Annotated in this window: 14 protein-coding genes and 9 pseudogenes; 11 read left to right on the forward strand and 12 right to left on the reverse strand. The window is 68.3% G+C overall.

Annotated elements, in window-relative coordinates:
- The first annotated feature begins 139 nt into the window (after nt 1–139).
- Nucleotides 140–814, forward strand: a complete 675-nt coding sequence (locus AB0924_RS22555; RefSeq protein WP_366912325.1) for a hypothetical protein — start codon at nt 140–142, stop codon at nt 812–814.
- 107 nt (nt 815–921) lie between these two features.
- Nucleotides 922–1452: a hypothetical protein gene (locus AB0924_RS22560; RefSeq protein WP_366912326.1), complete on the forward strand. Its 531-nt coding sequence runs from the start codon at nt 922–924 to the stop codon at nt 1450–1452.
- Between the two features lie 130 nt (nt 1453–1582).
- On the opposite strand, the gene AB0924_RS22565 is transcribed toward AB0924_RS22560, so the two are convergent.
- Complete coding sequence (locus AB0924_RS22565; protein ID WP_366912327.1) at nt 1583–2812, reverse strand: RNA-guided endonuclease TnpB family protein; 1230 nt, start codon at nt 2810–2812, stop codon at nt 1583–1585.
- A 19-nt stretch (nt 2813–2831) separates the two neighbouring features.
- On the opposite strand from AB0924_RS22565, the pseudogene AB0924_RS22570 reads away from it, so the two are divergent.
- Nucleotides 2832–2960: pseudogene (locus AB0924_RS22570) on the forward strand (transposase); the annotation flags it as partial.
- A 135-nt stretch (nt 2961–3095) separates the two neighbouring features.
- On the opposite strand, the pseudogene AB0924_RS22575 reads toward AB0924_RS22570, so the two are convergent.
- The 6 genes and pseudogenes from AB0924_RS22575 to AB0924_RS22600 all read right to left on the reverse strand — a co-directional run.
- A pseudogene (locus AB0924_RS22575) lies at nt 3096–3506 on the reverse strand (transposase); the annotation flags it as partial.
- A 76-nt stretch (nt 3507–3582) separates the two neighbouring features.
- Nucleotides 3583–4410 carry an ETEC_3214 domain-containing protein gene (locus AB0924_RS22580; RefSeq protein WP_366912328.1) on the reverse strand — a complete coding sequence of 276 codons (828 nt, stop codon included), beginning with the start codon at nt 4408–4410 and terminating at the stop codon, nt 3583–3585.
- A gap of 406 nt (nt 4411–4816) precedes the next feature.
- Nucleotides 4817–4948, reverse strand: a pseudogene (locus AB0924_RS22585) (IS630 family transposase); the annotation flags it as partial.
- 77 nt (nt 4949–5025) lie between these two features.
- Nucleotides 5026–5764, reverse strand: a pseudogene (locus tag AB0924_RS22590) (IS6 family transposase).
- Nucleotides 5765–5791: 27 nt separating this feature from the next.
- A complete protein-coding gene (locus AB0924_RS22595; RefSeq protein WP_366912329.1) occupies nt 5792–6193 on the reverse strand; it encodes a hypothetical protein in 402 nt (133 codons plus the stop codon).
- Nucleotides 6194–6933: 740 nt separating this feature from the next.
- Nucleotides 6934–7293, reverse strand: coding sequence for a hypothetical protein (locus AB0924_RS22600; RefSeq protein WP_366912330.1), 360 nt, complete (start codon nt 7291–7293; stop codon nt 6934–6936).
- 281 nt (nt 7294–7574) lie between these two features.
- On the opposite strand from AB0924_RS22600, the gene AB0924_RS22605 reads away from it, so the two are divergent.
- Both AB0924_RS22605 and AB0924_RS22610 read left to right on the forward strand, forming a co-directional pair.
- Complete coding sequence (locus AB0924_RS22605; RefSeq protein ID WP_358937667.1) at nt 7575–8093, forward strand: SRPBCC family protein; 519 nt, start codon at nt 7575–7577, stop codon at nt 8091–8093.
- Between the two features lie 33 nt (nt 8094–8126).
- On the forward strand, nt 8127–10439 hold the full coding sequence (locus AB0924_RS22610) for an FdhF/YdeP family oxidoreductase (protein WP_358937669.1): 2313 nt from the start codon (nt 8127–8129) through the stop codon (nt 10437–10439).
- A gap of 39 nt (nt 10440–10478) precedes the next feature.
- Here AB0924_RS22610 and AB0924_RS22615 read toward each other — a convergent pair.
- Nucleotides 10479–11211: pseudogene (locus AB0924_RS22615) on the reverse strand (family 1 encapsulin nanocompartment shell protein); the annotation flags it as partial.
- 310 nt (nt 11212–11521) lie between these two features.
- Between AB0924_RS22615 and AB0924_RS22620 the strand changes: the two are divergent.
- From AB0924_RS22620 to AB0924_RS22640, 5 genes and pseudogenes are all read left to right on the forward strand, one after another.
- Nucleotides 11522–11719, forward strand: coding sequence for a hypothetical protein (locus tag AB0924_RS22620; RefSeq protein WP_366912331.1), 198 nt, complete (start codon nt 11522–11524; stop codon nt 11717–11719).
- A gap of 96 nt (nt 11720–11815) precedes the next feature.
- Nucleotides 11816–12364: a phosphatase PAP2 family protein gene (locus AB0924_RS22625; RefSeq protein WP_366912332.1), complete on the forward strand. Its 549-nt coding sequence runs from the start codon at nt 11816–11818 to the stop codon at nt 12362–12364.
- A gap of 424 nt (nt 12365–12788) precedes the next feature.
- Entirely contained in the window at nt 12789–13892 is a 1104-nt protein-coding gene (locus tag AB0924_RS22630; RefSeq protein WP_366912333.1) for an AI-2E family transporter, read from the forward strand.
- Nucleotides 13893–14119: 227 nt separating this feature from the next.
- A pseudogene (locus tag AB0924_RS22635) lies at nt 14120–14242 on the forward strand (FtsK/SpoIIIE domain-containing protein); the annotation flags it as partial.
- Between the two features lie 159 nt (nt 14243–14401).
- Nucleotides 14402–14683 carry a hypothetical protein gene (locus AB0924_RS22640; protein ID WP_366912363.1) on the forward strand — a complete coding sequence of 94 codons (282 nt, stop codon included), beginning with the start codon at nt 14402–14404 and terminating at the stop codon, nt 14681–14683.
- Between the two features lie 258 nt (nt 14684–14941).
- On the opposite strand, the pseudogene AB0924_RS22645 reads toward AB0924_RS22640, so the two are convergent.
- Together AB0924_RS22645 and AB0924_RS22650 are read right to left on the reverse strand one after the other, a co-directional pair.
- Nucleotides 14942–15120: pseudogene (locus tag AB0924_RS22645) on the reverse strand (transposase); the annotation flags it as partial.
- A gap of 60 nt (nt 15121–15180) precedes the next feature.
- Nucleotides 15181–16368 carry an MFS transporter gene (locus tag AB0924_RS22650; RefSeq protein ID WP_366912334.1) on the reverse strand — a complete coding sequence of 396 codons (1188 nt, stop codon included), beginning with the start codon at nt 16366–16368 and terminating at the stop codon, nt 15181–15183.
- Nucleotides 16369–16423: 55 nt separating this feature from the next.
- Between AB0924_RS22650 and AB0924_RS22655 the strand changes: the two genes are divergently transcribed.
- The gene (locus tag AB0924_RS22655; protein ID WP_366912335.1) at nt 16424–17167 is read left to right on the forward strand and encodes a helix-turn-helix transcriptional regulator; all 744 of its coding nucleotides are present in this window, start codon (nt 16424–16426) and stop codon (nt 17165–17167) included.
- Between the two features lie 425 nt (nt 17168–17592).
- Here the strand turns inward: AB0924_RS22655 and AB0924_RS22660 are convergent.
- Nucleotides 17593–17783, reverse strand: a pseudogene (locus AB0924_RS22660) (ABC transporter ATP-binding protein); the annotation flags it as partial.
- Between the two features lie 2 nt (nt 17784–17785).
- A pseudogene (locus tag AB0924_RS22665) lies at nt 17786–17926 on the reverse strand (RNA polymerase subunit sigma); the annotation flags it as partial.
- Nucleotides 17927–17951: the final 25 nt, after the last annotated feature.

Below are 17951 nucleotides of genomic sequence, written 5' to 3' on the forward strand. Positions count from 1 at the left end.
CGCCCTGGTGTGCCCCGGGTGCGGCGCCTACGCCCCAGACATCGACCCGCACGCCGTCGACGGCCGCAGCAAGTCGACCCCGACGATGACGAACGCCGCACCGGCCCCAACGCCTCACCGGGACACTGCAACCTCCCACATGCGGCATGACGCATTCCTCGACGGCGAGACGGAGCCCAGCGATTCCACAGGCGATGCCCCCGCCATTGCCGCCGATGTCGAAGACCCGCCACCCGCGCAGCAGGGGCGTGCGGCACGCCGGCGCCAACTGGTCCGCTGGAAGAAGAACAAGCGTCGGGCGGCGATCGCCAGCGCCGTCACACTCGTCGGAGGCGGCCTGACCATCGCCATGATGGAACGGACCTCCGCCGACCGGGCCGAGGCAGCCACGGCGCCGGACGACGTGAGCATCGGCACCGTGGACGATCACCGACCCGAGCAGAACCGTCCGGCCTCCGCGCCAGCGACCGATCAGGACACTCACCGGTCGTCACACGCCCCTTCGCAACCGCAGTCGCCGACGACACCCAACACCCTGCGAGTGCAGGCCCGCGTGGTCTCGCCCGGCACGGCGCCAGCTATCGACCGGCCACAAGCCGCCGCGCCTGGGCGCACGGCCGTGACGCCGACGCCGCAGCCGCACAGCACCGCCCCCAACACCAGCGACACGGCACCCAACTCCTCCGATGCAACGGCGCAACAGCCGTCGATGCCCGCGCCCAGCAACGGCACGGCGGGAACGTCCCAGACCCGTCCCGCACGGGTACCGACGTCACCGACGGACGTCTGCCTACTCGGACTGTGCCTCAACTGACCATGCCTGCATCCAGCCGTTCGGGGTAGAGCGAGTTCCGGAAGCTCGCGGGCCGGTCAGCCCGTGAGTCACGGCCCCGGCCGCCGGAAGGAGAGGAGGCAGAGCGCATGAGTTCCTGCGACCAATTTCAAGTCCTGCTGCGCCGCATCGGCCGGTGGTGGGCCGTCGACATTCCCCGCCTCGACCTACACACTCAGTGCCGCACTCTTGAGGGTGCGGAGGAGCTGGCGCGCGGCCTGGTCGCCGAAGCCGTCGGGGCCCCTCCTGACCTGATCGTCCTGAACATGGTGGTGCCCGAACTCGAGCCTGTGCTCACTCCGGTGGCCGAAGCACGGCACCGCCGGGCGGCCGCGGTCGCCTCCGAGGATCAGGCGATCGCCGCCGCTGTTCACGAGCTCGTGGACAAGCTGCACGTCAGTCAAGGTGACGCCGCCCGCCTGCTCGGCATCCCCACAAGCGAAGTGACCCACTTCACGCCACAACGCGGCACAGCGACCGCCGGCACACGGCAAAACGCAGGGCAGCAGCGCACCCCCGGGCCCGCGCCCAGTCCGCCGCGTCCGGGCGCCGCCGTCCCTGTTTCCGGCTCGCGCCCCGGCCTGCCACGGCGGCAACGGCAGACGGCCTCGCCCGCCTGACCGGCCTGGGCCATTCCGGACGACGGCGCTGCAGGCCGAGGCTGACAGGGCTTTCCCCCACCAGCAGGCATGCGTGCACGGACAGACCCGCGCGCGCGGAACAATTGTGTGGATTGACATCCTCGCCCACCTAAAGGAGGGCGATTCCCGTCTGCCGCACCGTTGTCGGGTGCGGGTCCGGGCGGGTTCCCGCTTCGCCGCGCTGTGTGGGGACGGGTCCCCGTCTTACCTGCGCTCCACGGGCTGACACGGCCAGTCCGGCCGCCTTGGCGACGTTGACCGCCGCGTTGATATCTCTGTCCAGGATGGTCCCGCATGCACCGCAGGTCCACTCTCGGACGTGCAGGGGCTTGGGGCCGTCCTTGACGCCGCAGGCCGAGCAGACCTGCGAGGTGGGCTCGAACCGGCCGATGCGCACGAAGGTGCGCCCGTACCGGGTGGCCTTGTACTCCAGCATGCCCACGAACGCCGCCCATCCGGCGTCGTGCACGGACTTGGCCAGACGCGTGCGGGCGAGCCCTTTCACCGCCAGGTCCTCCACCGCGACCGCTTGGTTCTCGCGGATCAGCTTCGTGGAGAGCTGGTGGTGGAACTCGCGGCGCGCGTCCGCGACCCGGGCGTGTGCCCGGGCGACGCGGATCCTGGCCTTGTCCCTGTTCCTGCTGCCTTTCTCCTTGCGTGAGAGGGCCCGCTGCGCCTTCTTCAAGCGCTTCTCGGCCCGGCGCAGGAACCGCGGGCTGTCGACCTTCCGGCCGTTAGAGAGGATCGCGAAGTGCCCGAGCCCGAGGTCGATGCCCAGTTCGGGCCTCGTCTGCGGCAACACCTCCGACGTGCCGGTCTGCACGATGAAGCTCGCGAAGTACCGGCCCGCCGAGTCCTTGACCACGCTCACCGTGGACGGCGTCGAGGGCAGTGTGCGGGACCACTTCACCTTGAGGTCGCCGATCTTCGGCAGGCGCAGCTTGTGCCCGGGGGTGGTGGACCAGCGGGCGTTCGCGGTGAAGCGGACGGCCTGCCGGGTGTCCTTGCGGGACTTGTACCGGGGCGCGCCCATGCGCGGGCGCTTGGCCTTCAGGGCGTCGAAGAAGTTCCGGTACGCCGTGTCCAGGTCCCTCAGGGACTGCTGGAGGACGACCGCCGACACCTCGCCGAGCCACGCCCGCTCAGGCGTCTGCTTGGCGTCGGTGATGAGCTGCTTCGAAAGGTCCCCGGTCTTCGGGAACGGCCGCCCCTCGCTGCGGGCGGTCTCCCGAGCCCTGAATGCGTCGTTGTAGACCACCCGCGCACACCCGAACGCTTTCGCCAACGCCGTGCGCTGAGCGGTGTTCGGGTACAGCCGGAAGCTGTACCGAAGCTGCACGCGGCCCACGATACGCTTCCCGGATCTCGTCCGTCACTGCTGGCGGGCGCAACGCCTATGGTCCGGCTCGTACTTCGCCGGGCCGGTCGGCGGTGCGCCGCTCAGCATCGTGAAGCAGTACATCGAGCAGCAGAACCGGCCGCTCTGACGCCGGCCGAGGTGACCAGTGCCGAGCCGCGCCCATAGCTGAGGTCAGAGCAGGCTAAAGATTCGCTTCACCACCGGGCTGAAGCCCGGTGCACTGCGAATAGACCCGGTAGCGGAGCTTGCCGACCACGGTTGGTCAGACTGCTGTTTTCAGGGGGCGTCCGCCCCAGCGGATACCCTTCTCGCTGCGGATACGGGCGCATTCCCTGCGCTGGGCGGCGAGCAAGTCGGGGTGGCGGGCGTTGGCGGTTCGCCAGCGCAGGTAGCGATGCGGTGCCTGGGTCTGCGCGGGGTGGCTGCGATCGTTCGAGTTGGCCAGGGTGAACTGCCGCAGCGGGCCGAAGTGGGCTTCGATCGGGTTGGCTCAGGAGGCGCAGGTCGGGGTGAAGCACAGCTCGACCTTGTTCTTCTTCGCCCAGCGGCGGATGTCTGCTCCGGTGTGGGCAGAGAGGTTGTCCAGAATGATGTAGATGGGGGCGTCGTCGGGTCGGGCGGCGCGAATCGACTTCAGCGCGGACAGGCTGTTGGTGGTGCCCTTGCGGCGGCGGTAACGCCCCACAAGCGGTCAAACGCGAAGAATTGCGCGCGCGCCACAAGGGAGGTTGTGTGAGAAATCACTAGTGTCATCGCACGAGTGAGCGACTGACGCCTATTGGGCCAGAATAGATGTCCATGGTCGTATCGTTTGCAGTCTCCGCAAACGTGTTAATAGTCGTACTGTCTATGAGGTTCCGACCCACTTTATCCAGAGCGGTAATCTGTTTTGCAACAATTCCATTGTTTCCGCGAGGCGGATGCTTGTCGATCCAGTCTACCCATGCAGCGTTATCAAACGGATGACAAACGTCATTCAATCCCAAGGCATGACCTTTATAGTCCGTAGCATCGTCGTCCGGCAGGACCTCGAAAACGTAACTAGGTGCAGTATTGAGTATCGATATCTTCGCCCATGCCCCCCCGTTGCGTACCTCGCCAACGTGGGTTTTGTTGAGAACTATGCGAGAATTTCCCGTACCGTCCCAGTATGAAAATGTAGGGTTGAAGTCGTCCTTGCAGGCGGTGACGGCATAAGCCTGGACCGTATCAGAGGAATCACTCATCACGTCCACCCAATAGCCGTTTCTTTGAAAGACGCTCTCGGTCGTCGTACCTGTAATACCCGGAGCGGTATGGAGCGATCGGTAAGATGGTTGCCCTAGTTGCTCTTCGAATTTTTGAAGCGTGACTCCTGCCCGCAACTTCGAGAGTCTTTCGTATTCAACGGACTGCCAGGTTGGATGCTTGAGCCAGAATGCGATCAGGCCGACGGCTCCAACCAGGGTGCTGACCGCGGTTACAAGACCGGAAACGGAGAGGACCAAGACCAGGGCAGGAGTCTTCTTGAAAAAGTTGTCCAGGCGTTCGCCGAGAGGCTGGCGCTCAGATTGGCGTCCTTGATTCGGATCAGGCATGGCGGTGCCTCGCTATCGAATGCGTGTCCGCTAGTAGGCACCGACTGTCCCGCCAGGGTGGCCTTGGTGCCACCGGGCCGCCCTGTGCGCGCTGTATTCGGCTGGTTCTCGCATTACGCGACGAAGGCCGGCGCGCAGTCCACCTCCGAGATTGCAGCGAAAAGTCACTCACACATGACGCTAGGTGACACCCCTGGGTGACGCTCAACTGCTGTAGGCCGAACGTGGTTCTCCCCGTGGTCGCCTTCGGTGGCGTGCCCGTGCTCGTACCGCCTCTGGTTGAGCGCCGGAGTGTGTCCTACGGGTGCACCGACATCCGTCGGCGATGCGCTGCGCACCGACCAGCGACGCAGAGTGAGTCTGCTTGCGAATAGTGCAGTCTCGGAATACTGCCTCTTCACCAGTAATCGCCGACGGAGTAGCAGCCACGGAAGTAGGTGACGCCATGGGTTCGGTGGTAAGTCGCCGGCAGGCGGTTGGGCTTGCCCTGCTTGGCCCAACACGAGCCCGCGGTGGGCCGGACGCCCAGCGGCCCGAATGGCGTTGTCACGTTGTTGGACTTGTGGGCGTCTGACGGTGTGTCGGGGCGTGGGGGCTTGCGGTTCTGGTCCGCGTTCAGGCCGTTGCGGCCGCGCCGACGACTCCGGTGACGTGGTCCCAGATGGCGAAGCTAACGGTCATTTCGGCTCGGTGGTCGGGGGCGGTGAGCAGGTGGCGGTGGGGTCGGAGGTGGGGTGAGATGCCGCTGAACGCGGACAGGAACCGCTGGGCTCCGCCGGCGGAGCGGAAGCCCTTCATGGCACGCTCGCGCTGCCGGGTGGGCTGGTGGGTGTTCTCCGCCCGGTTGTTTAGGCCCTTGTGCGAGCGGTGTTCCACGGAGGGCATGACCTCGCGGTGGGCGGCGCCGTAGGAGCGCAGCTTGTCCGTGACGACCACCCGGGGCACCGAACGTGTCTTCTTCATCAGCCTGCGGAAGAAACGCCTGGCCGCGGCCTTGTCCCGGCGGCTCTGCGCGAGGATGTCGAGCACGTCCCCGTCCTGGTCGACGGCCCGCCACAGGTACTTCAATCCTCCGTTGACACTTGATGAAGACCTCGTCCAAGTGTCATTTATCCCCGGGCCGAGGCCGGCGGCAACGCAGTCCGTTGGCGTAGGCCTGTCCGAACTTCGCGCACCAGCGGCGGACGGTCTCGTAGGAGACGATCACGCCGCACTGAAACATCAGCTCCTCGACCTCGCGGAAGCTGAGCGGGAAGCGGAAGTACAGCCACACGCAGTGGGAGATGATCTCGACCGGGTACCGGTGCCCCTTGTACGGCGGCGCGCTGTCCACGGACGGTCCCTCCTCCACCATGATCAACCCGAAGATCATCCCACCCGGTCAGTCAACGTGACAGTGCCCGTCTCCGTGATGACGTGCCGTTCTCCCCGGCCGACGGCCGCGGCTGGCCTGCCACGCGTCCTCGACCAGGATCGCGAGTTCCCCCACCCCTTGCTGATGTGTGCGCATGACGTTGGTCATGGCGATGATGTGGTCCGTACGCTCGGCCGGAGCGGTCACCAGCGTGGTGCCGCGCTCAGGGCTGGACAACTGGCCCCATTCGGCAGGTGACAGCCCGGACTTGCCCGCGTGGTACCGCAGGGCTCGGCTGCCCGGCGAGCAGCGGCGGTGCAGTTCCTGGACCGGCACCAGGTCGACGGGGCCCGCCTCACGGGTTCGCGTGGCGGTGCCGTCGGTCAGCGTGATCGAGTGTGCGGCGTCTCGACGGCTGGCGTCGGGCATCGGCGTTCTCCTCTCATTGCGATCGTGACTGCTGTGGCGCGGCTCCCGGGATGCAGGCGCGGCCTTGCTACCGCAGCAGTCTTTTGCCGCCTGCAGGCCGTCTCAAGAGGACTTCGCGCCACGTTGACTGCTCTGCACATACGTTCAACTACGCAACGAAGCGAAAACATTGAGGAGTCGTGGTCCTCGTCGACGCCGATGCTGGGCATTGCTTGCGTCATCGCTCAAGGATTTACACGGAGGGCCGCCCGGCCCTCGCCATCAGGACAGGCCGATGAACGTCCACACTTCGCATAAGTGACCCACTTCCAAGTGGCTGTGCACCACTCCACCCGCTGGTGCAGAGAACGCGGGTGCCGGCAAGCGGCCAGCACCAGTACCTGGCATCCGGCCTCTCTCCAGCGGCGGCTGGCTCGGCACCGCGCTGGCCGAACATGCGGCGACCTCAGCCCGCCGCGAGGGACACCACACGCTGACCGCCGCGGTGGTGGCGAGCAACAAGCCGATGCTCCATGTCCTGGGGAAACTGGATGCGACCCCGCTCGACGCCACCGGGCCCGTGCTCGACCTCCGCATCCTGCTCTAGGTCCGGCTTCGACGATCACGGGTGATGGATCACGGTGGGGTAGCCGGACAGGTTCCCGGCCCCCGAGCCCCTCGCGGACTTCGCCGTCTTCCCGCTCGAGGGAGCGGGGCGGGGCGGAGTACGCGGGACTGCGGACCCGTATCCTGCGAGCTTGTCACGGGGACGAGCATGCGGGTGAGAGCGATGCAGGTCTGGCCGGCGTTGAGGTAGCACTTGGCCGCTCATAGGCGCGCTGCTCGTCCTCGTCGCCTTCGCCCGGGGCGGTGATCTCCTCCATCCATGCCTCGGGCAGGGGCTCGCCGGCGAGCACCGCGGCGAGAGCGCGCCGCGCGAGGCGCGCATCCAGTGCTGCGTAGGAAGCGGGGACAATGCCGAGGGGGCCGCGCAGAGCCGGATAGTCGGGCAGGGGCCCGCTGAGCGGCGGCGCGTCGAGGTGGCCGAGGGCCGCGGCGATCATCGACTTCCGTCCGCGGCTGTCGTACACGGCGCCCTGGAAGAGCACCGCGCAGGTCACGACGCGAGTCGAAGCGGTGCTGAGGGAAGCGGGTTACGAGACCTACTTGAGCGCTCCGCGGAAGGCGCGTCAGCCGGGCTGGTGATCCGTCGCCTCGTAGTCCTCGGACCGCCCGGCCATGGCGGGAACCGCCTCGCGGCGCTGCCCGCCCTCACCCGGCCTCGGACCGCCCGACCGCTCGGTCGGCGCCTCGGGGGCCCGAACGGCTCAGCGGCCGTGTGGCAGCCCCTGCACCGGGCGGCGAGACTGGGTGACATCGGGGCCCGGGAGATGGGTGAGCCATGAGTACCGTCAACGAGACGATCGAGATCGCGGTGCCGGTGCGTACCGCGTACGACCAGTGGACGCAGTTCAAGAGCTTTCCCCGGTTCATGACCGTGGTGAAACGCGTGGAGCAGGTCAAGCCCAACGTCACCACGTGGGTCATCGGCGTGGGACCGGTGCGCCGCGAGTTCGAGGCGGAGATCGTCGAACAGGAACCCGACTCTCATGTGGCCTGGCGGAGCCTGGAACGGCGTCCCTCCCACCGTGGCGAGGTCTCGTTCCGGTCCATCGCGCGGGGAGGTACGTCGGTCAGCCTGCGGCTGGAGGTCGAGCCGCGCGGACTGGGCGGCCGGCTCACCGTCGTACCCGGGCTGACCAGGCGAGTCGTGCGATCGGAGCTCGAACACTTCAAGGAGTACATCGAGGGACTGGGGGAGGCGGGCGGCTCCTGGCGAGGGACGATCCGCAACGGACACGTGCGGCACGCGGAGCCGGAACCGCCGAGGAGCCAGGTGCCCTGCTGGCCGGTGGGCTGACCGCGTGCGCGACGACGAGCGAGAGGCGACCCGATGAACAAGCCCCCGGGCGAGGAGCCGCAGGACGAGCTCACCGTGACACCGCCCAAGAAATGGGCCGCGGGTGTGCCCGCGGTGGTGCACGCCCTCGAGTACTCCCTGCGGCAGACGTCCCCGCTGAAGACGGGGGTGGACCTGCTGACCATGAACCAGGTGGGCGGCATCGACTGTCCTGGCTGCGCCTGGGGGGACCCCGCTCCGGGGCACCGCCATCGCAACGAGTACTGCGAGAACGGCGCCAAGCACATCAACGACGAGGCCACGACGCGACGCGTCACCGCGGACTTCTTCCGCGAGCACAGCGTCTCCGAGCTGAGCCGACGGTCCGACATGTGGTTGAACCAGCAAGGACGGCTCACCGAACCGATGGTGAAGCGGCCGGAGTCCGACCACTACGAGCCGATCAGCTGGAGCGACGCCTTCGGACTGCTCTCCGCCGAGCTGACTTCCCTGGACACACCGGACGAGGCCGTCTTCTACACCTCGGGCCGGGCGAGCAACGAGGCCGCGTTCGTCCTGCAGCTCTTCGCCAGGGCGCTGGGCACCAACAATCTGCCCGACTGCAGCAACATGTGCCACGAGTCCAGCGGCTTCGCCCTCCATGAGACACTGGGCACGGGCAAGGGAACGGTCAGTCTGCACGACCTCCACCACGCCGACCTGATCTTCCTGGTGGGGCAGAACCCCGGAACCAACCACCCCCGGCAGCTGTCCGCGCTGGAACAGGCCAAGCTGAACGGCGCCCGCGTCATCGCGGTGAACACACTGCCCGAAGCCGGCCTGCTGAGATTCAAGAACCCGCAGAAGGCGCGCGGCGTGGTCGGGCGCGGCGTGCAGATCGCCGACCGGTTCCTGCACATCCGCGCCGGCGGTGACCTGGCCCTGTTCCAGGCGCTCAACCGGCTGCTGCTGGAGGCCGAGGACAACCGGCCCGGGCAGGTGCTGCACCACGACTTCATTCGCTCCAGCACCAGCGGCTTCGAGGAGTTCTCCGCGCACGCGCGTGCGCTGTCCTGGGACGACATGCTCACCGCGACAGGACTGACCCGGAAGGAGATCGAGAAGGTCCACGACGACGTGCTGCGCAGCGATCGGGTCGTCGTCTGCTGGGCCATGGGAGTCACACAGCACAAGCACGGTGTCCCCACGATCCGGGAGATCGTGAACTTCCTGCTGCTGCGCGGCAACCTCGGCAGGGCGGGCACCGGAGCCTGCCCGGTGCGCGGACACAGCAACGTGCAGGGCGACCGCACCATGGGGATCTGGGAACAGATGCCCGACGTCTTCATGGACGCGCTGCAGCGGGAGTTCGGCTTCGACCCGCCGCGCGCCCACGGACTGGACTCGGTGAACTCGATCCGGGCGATGCGTGAGGGCCGGATCAAGTTCTTCCTCGCGCTGGCCGGCAACTTCGTCCGGGCCGCACCCGACAGCGAGGTCACCGAGGCCGCCATGCGCAACTGCCGCCTGACCGCCCACATCTCCACCAAACTCAACCGGTCCCACACCGTCTGCGGACGGACCGCGCTCATCCTGCCCACCCTCGGCCGCACCGAACGGGACATCCAGGCCGGCGGCGAGCAGTTCGTCACCGTGGAGAACTCGATGAGCGAGGTGCACACCTCCCACGGGCGGTTGAGGCCGGCCTCCAAGCTCCTGCTGAGCGAAGTCGCCATCCTGTGCCGACTGGCCCGTCGCACCCTCGACGGCGGAGCCGGCATCCCCTGGGAGCAGTTCGAGGCCGACTACGGCACGATCCGTGACCGGATCTCCCGCATCGTGCCGGGACTCTACGACTTCAACCGGCGAGTGGCCCGCCCCGGCGGCATCCAACTGCCGAACCCGGTCAACGAGGGCGTGTTCCCCACCGCCACGGGCAAGGCGATGTTCACACGCAACGCCTGGGAGATGCCGCACCTGCCCGAGGGGCACCTGCTGCTGCAGACGCTGCGCTCGCACGACCAGTGGAACACCATTCCGTACACGCCCAACGACCGCTACCGGGGCATCCACGGCAGCCGCCGTGTGGTGCTCGTGAACCCGGACGACGTGGGTGAACTCGGCCTCGCCGAAGGACAGCACGTCGACCTGGTCGGTGTGTGGAGCGACGCCACCGAACGCCGCGCCGAGGACTTCGAGGTGGTCCCGTACCCGACCAGCCGGGGCTGTGCCGCCGCCTACTACCCCGAGACCCAGGTCCTGGTGCCCCTGGACAGCGTGGCCGACATCAGCAACCAGCCGACGTCCAAGGGGATCGTGGTCCGCCTGGAACCCGTGCCGGCGCGGTCGGGCACGCCCTCGGGCTGACTCGCCGGCTCTGGGCGTCCGGCGGTGTCCTCGCAACGTGAGTGCCACCACGGCCTCGTCCGTGTACACCAGGAAGGTCAGCGTCTGCCGGAAGTACAGCGCGACGTCGTTCGCGTCGTGCGCGGTGTAGCCGCGAGATCCTCGCCCAGACGCAGCTCGAAGTCGCCGCCCCGGGTGGAGAGCGGGAACGCCCCGTCGAGGGCCGGGGCCCAGATCGGCGGCCCGTCCAGCAGCCGGCCGAGATGTTCGGCGACGGGGTATCCGTGGTCGGACGTCTCGCTCACCGCGGTGTACGCGTCGGCGTCCAGCAGCAGCGCGTACGGGCCCGCGACTCCCGCCAGCCGCAACGTCGTCAGAGCGCGACTGACGGCGTCCGGGTAGTCGCGCGGCTCCGCCGGCAGAGCGATCACCGGGTGGGAGGTGCGCGTGCGCACTCCGTCGATGCCCGCCGCCGAGTACCCCTCGAAGACGGCTCTGTCCTCGGCGAACGCCATCGTGCGCGCCGCGTCCTTGACGGGCTTGCCAGTCGGAGTCCTGTGCGCCGCGCTCGACGTCGTCCACCGCGTCACGGCCGACCTTGAAGGGCACACGCAGTTCGACGAGCGGCTGCACCTGGCGCAGTCGCGCGGCGACCCCCTGCGCGGGAGCGTCGATGCCGGTGAGGTGGCCGGTGCCCACCGCGGCCGGCGTGACTCCGTCGGGTCCCCGTCACGTCCACGGCCCGGCGGCCGCCCAGGTTGCGCCGGAAGGTACGGCGGGCCTCGTCCTCGATCTGGGCCCCCGGTGGAGGTTGTCGCTCGGGGTGGGCGTGGACATATGATCACGCTCCTTTAAGACTGCCGATCCTCAGCGGACCCTCCTTCCCTGCCTGCCCATAGTGCGCCAGGCCATCCCGGACCACCACGACCATCACTTGGTGCGGAACGACCGGCGTCTTGGCTGTGGGAGGCCGCGAAGAGACAGCCGTGACGCACTCAGCCAGATCCTGTCCGCTTGTGACCGGTTTTCCGACAACCATTCGATGCCCCTCGTACACGGTGTGTCAGTGTGGCGGAGCGGATATGGGGCGATACACCGGGTCCGTGATTTCAGAGCAGCAGGATTGGCTCAAAACGGTGGTGGCCGGAGTTGAAGTGCGTGTCTCCCCTGCGGTGACCGCGGCGCGCGTCTTGGGCTGGGAGGGCGCGGTGCCACTGCCGCTCGTCAAGTCGCTCAAGCCAGCACTCATGGTGAGCGAAGATCAAGGCGCCACTTATCCGCTGGGTGCATCGCCTGGATGACTCCAGCGGCGCGTCTCGTCGGTTCTTGAGGTGCCGTTTCGTTCCTCAGCGAGTTGCTCTACGCGTGGTCGCGATGCGGCGGGAAACTCACAGTTTATGACCATACGTGCTGACGTGGAAAAGGTGGATCAGATCCTGATCCAGCGGGCGGCGTCCCACATTCCGAATCATGCGGGGAGGGTGTTGTCGGCGGTGGAGGAAGCGGCAGAGAACAGCAAGCTGTGGTGGGGCGCGGCCGTAGTGATGGCCGCGGTCGGCGGACGACGGGGCTGGGGGGCCGCCGGCTTCGGACTGTCGGCTCTGGCGCTCGCCCAGTTCATGTCGAACGGCCTGTGCAAGCGTCTCGCCGACCGGCCTCGGCCGCCCAAAGAGTGGATCCCCCACAAGGAAGTGCACGATCGGCCCGAGTCCTCATCGTTCCCCTCAGGGCATACCGCTGCCGCGGTCGCCTTCACGGCGACGATCACTACCATCTGGCCCGCAGCCGGAGCCCTGTGCGCGATACCGGCCGCGATGGTCGGCCTCGAGCGGATCCAGTCCGGCGCCCACTACCCCAGTGACGTCGCCGGTGGCGCCGCTATCGGTCTGGCCTGCGCCTGGATGACGCGGCGCACACCATCGTTGCTCCGGCGCCACGCGACCTGACAATCCTCGCCCCGCGCACGGGCAAAGGGGAGGGCTGTCCAAGCCCCATACTCGGGCGGCCCGTCTACGCATCGCGACCCGAGCCGGTGGGACCCGAAAGGCGCAGCCATCGCTCGGGTGGGGCAGCAGCCGTCCGGCCGTTACGCCGGCGGTTGCTCCCATTCAGATGCTTTCGCCGGGCCATGGACAGGGCCGAGCGCATGGCAGCGCCCGGGCACACTCAGCAGACTCTGACGCGGAGCATCATGCGCAGCCGCAGAGGCCAGAACAGGGGCGGTGCCGTCATCCTCCGTGGGGCGGCGCGGACAGCGGCCGTGACAAGCGCTTGGCGAGGCGGGGGTACCGTCCACCAACCACCTCCGGCCTCAGTGCCGGCATTCCGGTCTGTTCGTTTCCCCTATGTGCTGCCGGGCACTCCGGCTGCATGCAGACGCGTCCTGTGCCGGTACGGGCCATCCTTGCAACCATCGGTCTGGTGCTCGCCACCTACATCGGGCTGCAGTTGGTGATCGAGACACGCCGGGTTCTGATCTGGGCGGTGATCGCACTGTTCTTCGCCGTCGCTCTGTCCCCCGCAGTCGATGTAGTGCAGCGGCGGTTGACCCGGTGTCGCCGGTCGGTGGCGACCTTGTTGGTCTTCCTGGTGGCGGTGCTGGCCGTCGGGGCGCTGGTCGCCCTTTTCGTCACCCCTCTGGCGCAAGAGGGGACCCGGCTCGCCGGCCGGCTGCCTCACCTGATCGCGGACGCGCGGGCCGGCCGCGGACCGGTGGGGGATCTGCTGGAGCGGACACATGCTCTTCGGTACGTCCAACAGCATCACGAGCAGATCCGTTCCTTCGCCACCGGGCTGGGCACCCCCGCGCTGGCGTTCGTCCGCAGTGCCGCCACCACCTTGGCCGGAGCCGTCACGATGTTCGTCCTGGCGTATCTGATGGTGCTTGAGGGGCCCAAGATCATCGACGGGGCCCTGGCGCTCGTGGATGACGCGCGTGCCGCACGTATCCGCCGAGTGGGCGCCGCGTGCGCACGTACCGTGAACGGCTACCTGACCGGCAACCTGCTGATCAGCGTCATCTGCGGGGTGCTCACCTACGTCATGCTGCTGCTGGCCGGAGTACCGTTCGCCGGCCTGCTCGCCCTGTTCGTCGCTCTCGCCGACCTCATCCCCCTGGTGGGAGCCACGCTCGGAGCCGTCGTCGCCTCCCTGGCGGCATTCATCCACTCCCTACCGGCCGGCATCGCCGCCGTAGTGTTCTTCATCGTCTATCAGCAGGTCGAGAATCATCTCCTGCAGCCGGTCATCCTGTCCCGGACGGTCAAGCTCAATCCTCTTACCGTGCTGTTGGCCATCCTGTTGGCTGTCGAAGTCGCCGGCATCCTTGGTGCTCTGCTGGCGATTCCCATCGCCGGAATGCTCAAGGTCGTTCTCCGCGACATCTGGGCACACCGCAACGGCCGGCCGGTACAACTTCCCATGCGCGGCGACGACGCCGCCGGCGAGCCCGAGCGAGCCCCCCGACCCAAGTGACCCGCGGTTGGTGTCCGGGCAGCCCCGTGAATGGAGCCGGTGTAGGAGTGCTTCAAGGACCCGCTGCGGGAAACTCACGCCGGTATGGCAAAAATGCATCTTCCCGGACGAGACAAGCCTGCGCCTGACACGCAGGAGCCGTCCTCCCCTGAATCGGCCCCGCGCAAGCCTGGGCCGGACGGGAAGGTGGAGCGCGCCGGCCGGGGCAGTTCGTCTCCACCGATGACGTGCTGCTGGGCTGGGACGAGAACGGCACCCCTGTGGTGCTCAACCTCGCCTACTCCGCCCACGCCCTTATCGCCGGCGTCACCCGCTCCGGCAAGTCGATCACCGTCAACACCTTGCTCGCCCACGCCTCGCTCATGCGGGACATACACCCGTCACCCCGACCGCAAGGCACGCGAACGCTTCGAGGCCGAATTGCTGGCCATCGCCAGCCAGGACGCCAAGTTTCGGCGTACGGCTCTGACTGCTCACCCAGAAGCCCTCCGCCGACGTGCTCCACCGCCGTGCGCACCAACCTATCCGCCCGGATCTGCCACCGCGTCGACACTGTCAAGGACTTCCTGCACCTCTCCCCCACCGCCGGGAACTGGACATCACCGCCGCCGACCGCACCATGCCCCAGGGCGTGTCCGTCGCCTCCGTCGGCGACATGCGCACCCCCCGTCCGGCTGCGCTCGGTCTACCTGCCCACCGAAGCCTGCTGGCAGATCAACGACCTCATGTGCACCGAAGGGCTGAAGGTCCGCGAGCTGCCCGCCCACGTCAACCTGGACAAAGGCGCGTGATCAGCACCGGCCAGCTGCCCGAGCGGGCCAGCCCCGCTCCGGATCGAGTCCGTACCGCAGTGATCCCCGGCAAGAGCGTGAATGCCACCGCACAACCTCACCGCCGCAATCCCCCGCCCCGAACAGGCCACGGCCGTACAGCCATCGTTCACCGGGTACCGGGACCTGCCGGTCGATCATGGGGGAGCCGCGAGGTCGGTCAACGAGCCGTAGCCTTCGGCTGCTCGTTCGCCGGAGTGCGGCGCAGACCGTCACCGTGCCGTAGCGCTCGGGCACGTCCCGCCAGGGCGCGCCGGTCCGCAGGCGCCACAGCACGCCGTTGATGACCTGCCGGTGGTTCCACCACGGCCGCCCCCGCCGTCAACTCTCGGCAGCAAGGGCGCTATCCGCTCCCACGCCGTTTCCGTCAGCTCGCCCCGGCGGACGGCAGGATCCATGCTCGGACACGTCCTCGTCCGCCCGGCGGGCCATGCGTGTGATCACTGGTCCGTGCGGGCCTACGCGCCTCGTCGTGCGGATACGGGCGCGGGTGTGGCGGCCCGGGTGCCGGGGGCGGTGGGTTCGGGCAGGGCGCGGAAGAGGAGCCAGCTCAGAGCGGGCATGGCGATCAGGGGGGTGAGGGCGGTCCGGAGAGTGGTGGAGTCGGCGAGGTGCCCCAGCAGGGGACTGATGAGGCCGCCGATGCTGACGGTGAGGCCGAGGGTGACGCCGCTGGCGGTGCCGATGCGGGAAGGCAGGTAGTCCTGGCCGAGGGTGACCTGGAGGGAGAAGGGGACGTACAGGCCGGCGGAGGTGAGGGCCACGAAGAGGAACATGGCCGGGCCTGGTGCGTAGATCACTCCGGTGACGGCGGCGATGGAGAGCAGGTAGGACCAGCACGACACGCGAACGCGGTCGTAGCGGTTGGCCAGGGATCCGCCCAGGACCGAGCCGACGGCGCCGCCCAGGAACAGCAGGAACAGGGCGACGGTCCCCGCGGTGGTGCTGCCTTGCATGCGCTGCTGGGCGTAGAGGGAGATGAAGGTGCTCAGGCCGGTGAACACGATGGAGCGGAAGACGACCGCCAGGGACAGCTTCACGAACGAGGCCACATCGTCCGCGCCGCGGGGCGGCTGCGTCCTGGCCGTGCCGGCCTGCGGCCGGGCGAGCATCCGCAGGACGGGCACGCACAGGGTGGCGCCGGCGAGGGCGGGCAGGACGAGGACGGGTGTCCAGTGCAGGGAGCCGTGTCCGATCGCGGCCGACACCATGAGTGGGGCGAGCGCGAAGCCGATGTTGCCACCGAGGGAGAACCAGCCCATCGCGCTGTGACTGCCTTCGCCGGCCAGCCGGGCCACACGGGCCGACTCCGGGTGGTAGGCGGCCACGCCGATACCGGAGATGGCGACGAAGAACAGGGTGAGCCCGTAGGAGCCGCTCAGGCCGCTGAGCGCGATGCCCACCCCGCCCAGCAGGGTGCTGACCGGCAGCAACCACGGCATCGCCCACCGGTCGGTGAGCACCCCGAACAGCGGCTGGGCCACCGACGACAGCAGGGACGCGGCCAGCACGATGCCGGAGGCGACCGCGTAGGTGTAGTCCCGTTCGGCCACGAAGAACGGGATCAGCGCCGCGACGGCGCCCTGGTAGATGTCGACGCAGGCGTGCCCCACGGCTAGCAGGGAGATCGATGTATTCCTTCGCACCCCTCCCATGCTGGGAGAAGCACCCGGTGTCGCGCTTTCGATAGATTGACAGGCGATGCAGAAAATCCGCCACACCCCTGTCGCGCCGACCCGGACCCAGCGCCTGGCCTCCGGCGGCGAGATCGACGCGCACCGCCACGACGACCACCAGATCGCCTACGCCAGCCGCGGCACCATCGCGGTTACCACCGACGCCGGCTCCTGGATCGCCCCCGCCACCCGCGCGCTCTGGATCCCCGCCGGCACCGTCCACCGGCATCAGGCACACGGCGAACTCGACCTCCACCTCGTCGGCCTGCCCACCACCGACAACCCTCTCGGCCTGGACAAACCGGCAGTCCTTACCGTCAGCCCCCTCCTGCGCGAACTCATCGTCGCCTACACCCGCGACCCCGACAACGACAGCCCACCCCACCACCGCCTGCGCGCCGTCATGCTCGACCAGCTCACCATCTCCCCCGAACAGCCCCTGCACCTGCCGGCCCCCACCGACCCCCTGCTCCGCGAACTGCACGACATCCTGCGCACCGCCCCAGCCGACAACCGCTCCCTCGACGACCTCGGACGCCAGATCGGCGCCAGCGCCCGAACCCTCTCCCGCCGCCTCCGCGACGACCTCGGCCTCACCTACCCCCAGTGGCGCACCCAGATCAGGCTCCACCACGCCCTGATCCTTCTGGCCGACGACACCCCCGTCACCACCGTCGCCCACCACTGCGGCTGGTCCTCCGCCAGCACCTTCATCAACGTCTTCCGTCGCACCTTCGGCCACACCCCCGGCACCCGCCCCACCACCTGACACAGGACCCAGCCAGCGCACGAGCCGTCAAGATCATTTATCAGACAGGCCTAGTTGTATTGATCACGAGCGTAGTTCCCTGCACCTGCCCAGACCGGCGAACAACTCTCGTCTCCGCGATGCGCACCACCATCAGCCGCGGCGACATCTGCCTTGTTCTGTGCCACGACAGCTTCGAGCGCACCGGCGAGGGTCACGTGGCCGTGCGCCCCTGGTGAGCAGCGCATGTGCACGTTTCGTGGCCGGTCAGCAGGGCGCGGGCCCGGGCGAAGTCCCGGTCCAGGTGCCGGTAGGCATACGACAGCACGACCGGCGCCGCCTTCCGCGCGGCCGCGAGGGCCTCGCCGCGGGCCTGCTCTGGCTGCCGCCCCTACAGGTAGTGCCCGTCAGACCGCACGATGCCCGCTTTCAGGACTGCCATTGTGGGTGTGCTCGCGCAGCGGGAAGGCGATGTTGTCGTACAGGTTCATCGAGCCCAACAGCGCGCCGAACTGCTTCCGCACCTCGTACAGGTTGTGCTCGTGCAGGCGGGCGATGGTCCGGCCGCGACCTTCACCGAGCGCCGCTGCGGCTTAAGCAGCCCCTCGAGCGTCTTGAGGAACACCGACGTGCCCGTCACTTCAGCGGAAGCGCCTCCGCCTGCCGGGCGGGCAGCTCACCGCTGCGCACGGCGAGCCACTTCGCTTCGGCCCGGTCGCACACCGCCTCCTCGACGGGTACCGGGCCCGGCGCGATGAGCGTGGGGCGGCTGCCCACCTCGCGGCATCCCACTCCCCGCCCGCCA

The organism is Streptomyces sp. NPDC047869 (assembly GCF_040704065.1).
Classification (GTDB): Bacteria; Actinomycetota; Actinomycetes; order Streptomycetales; family Streptomycetaceae; genus Streptomyces.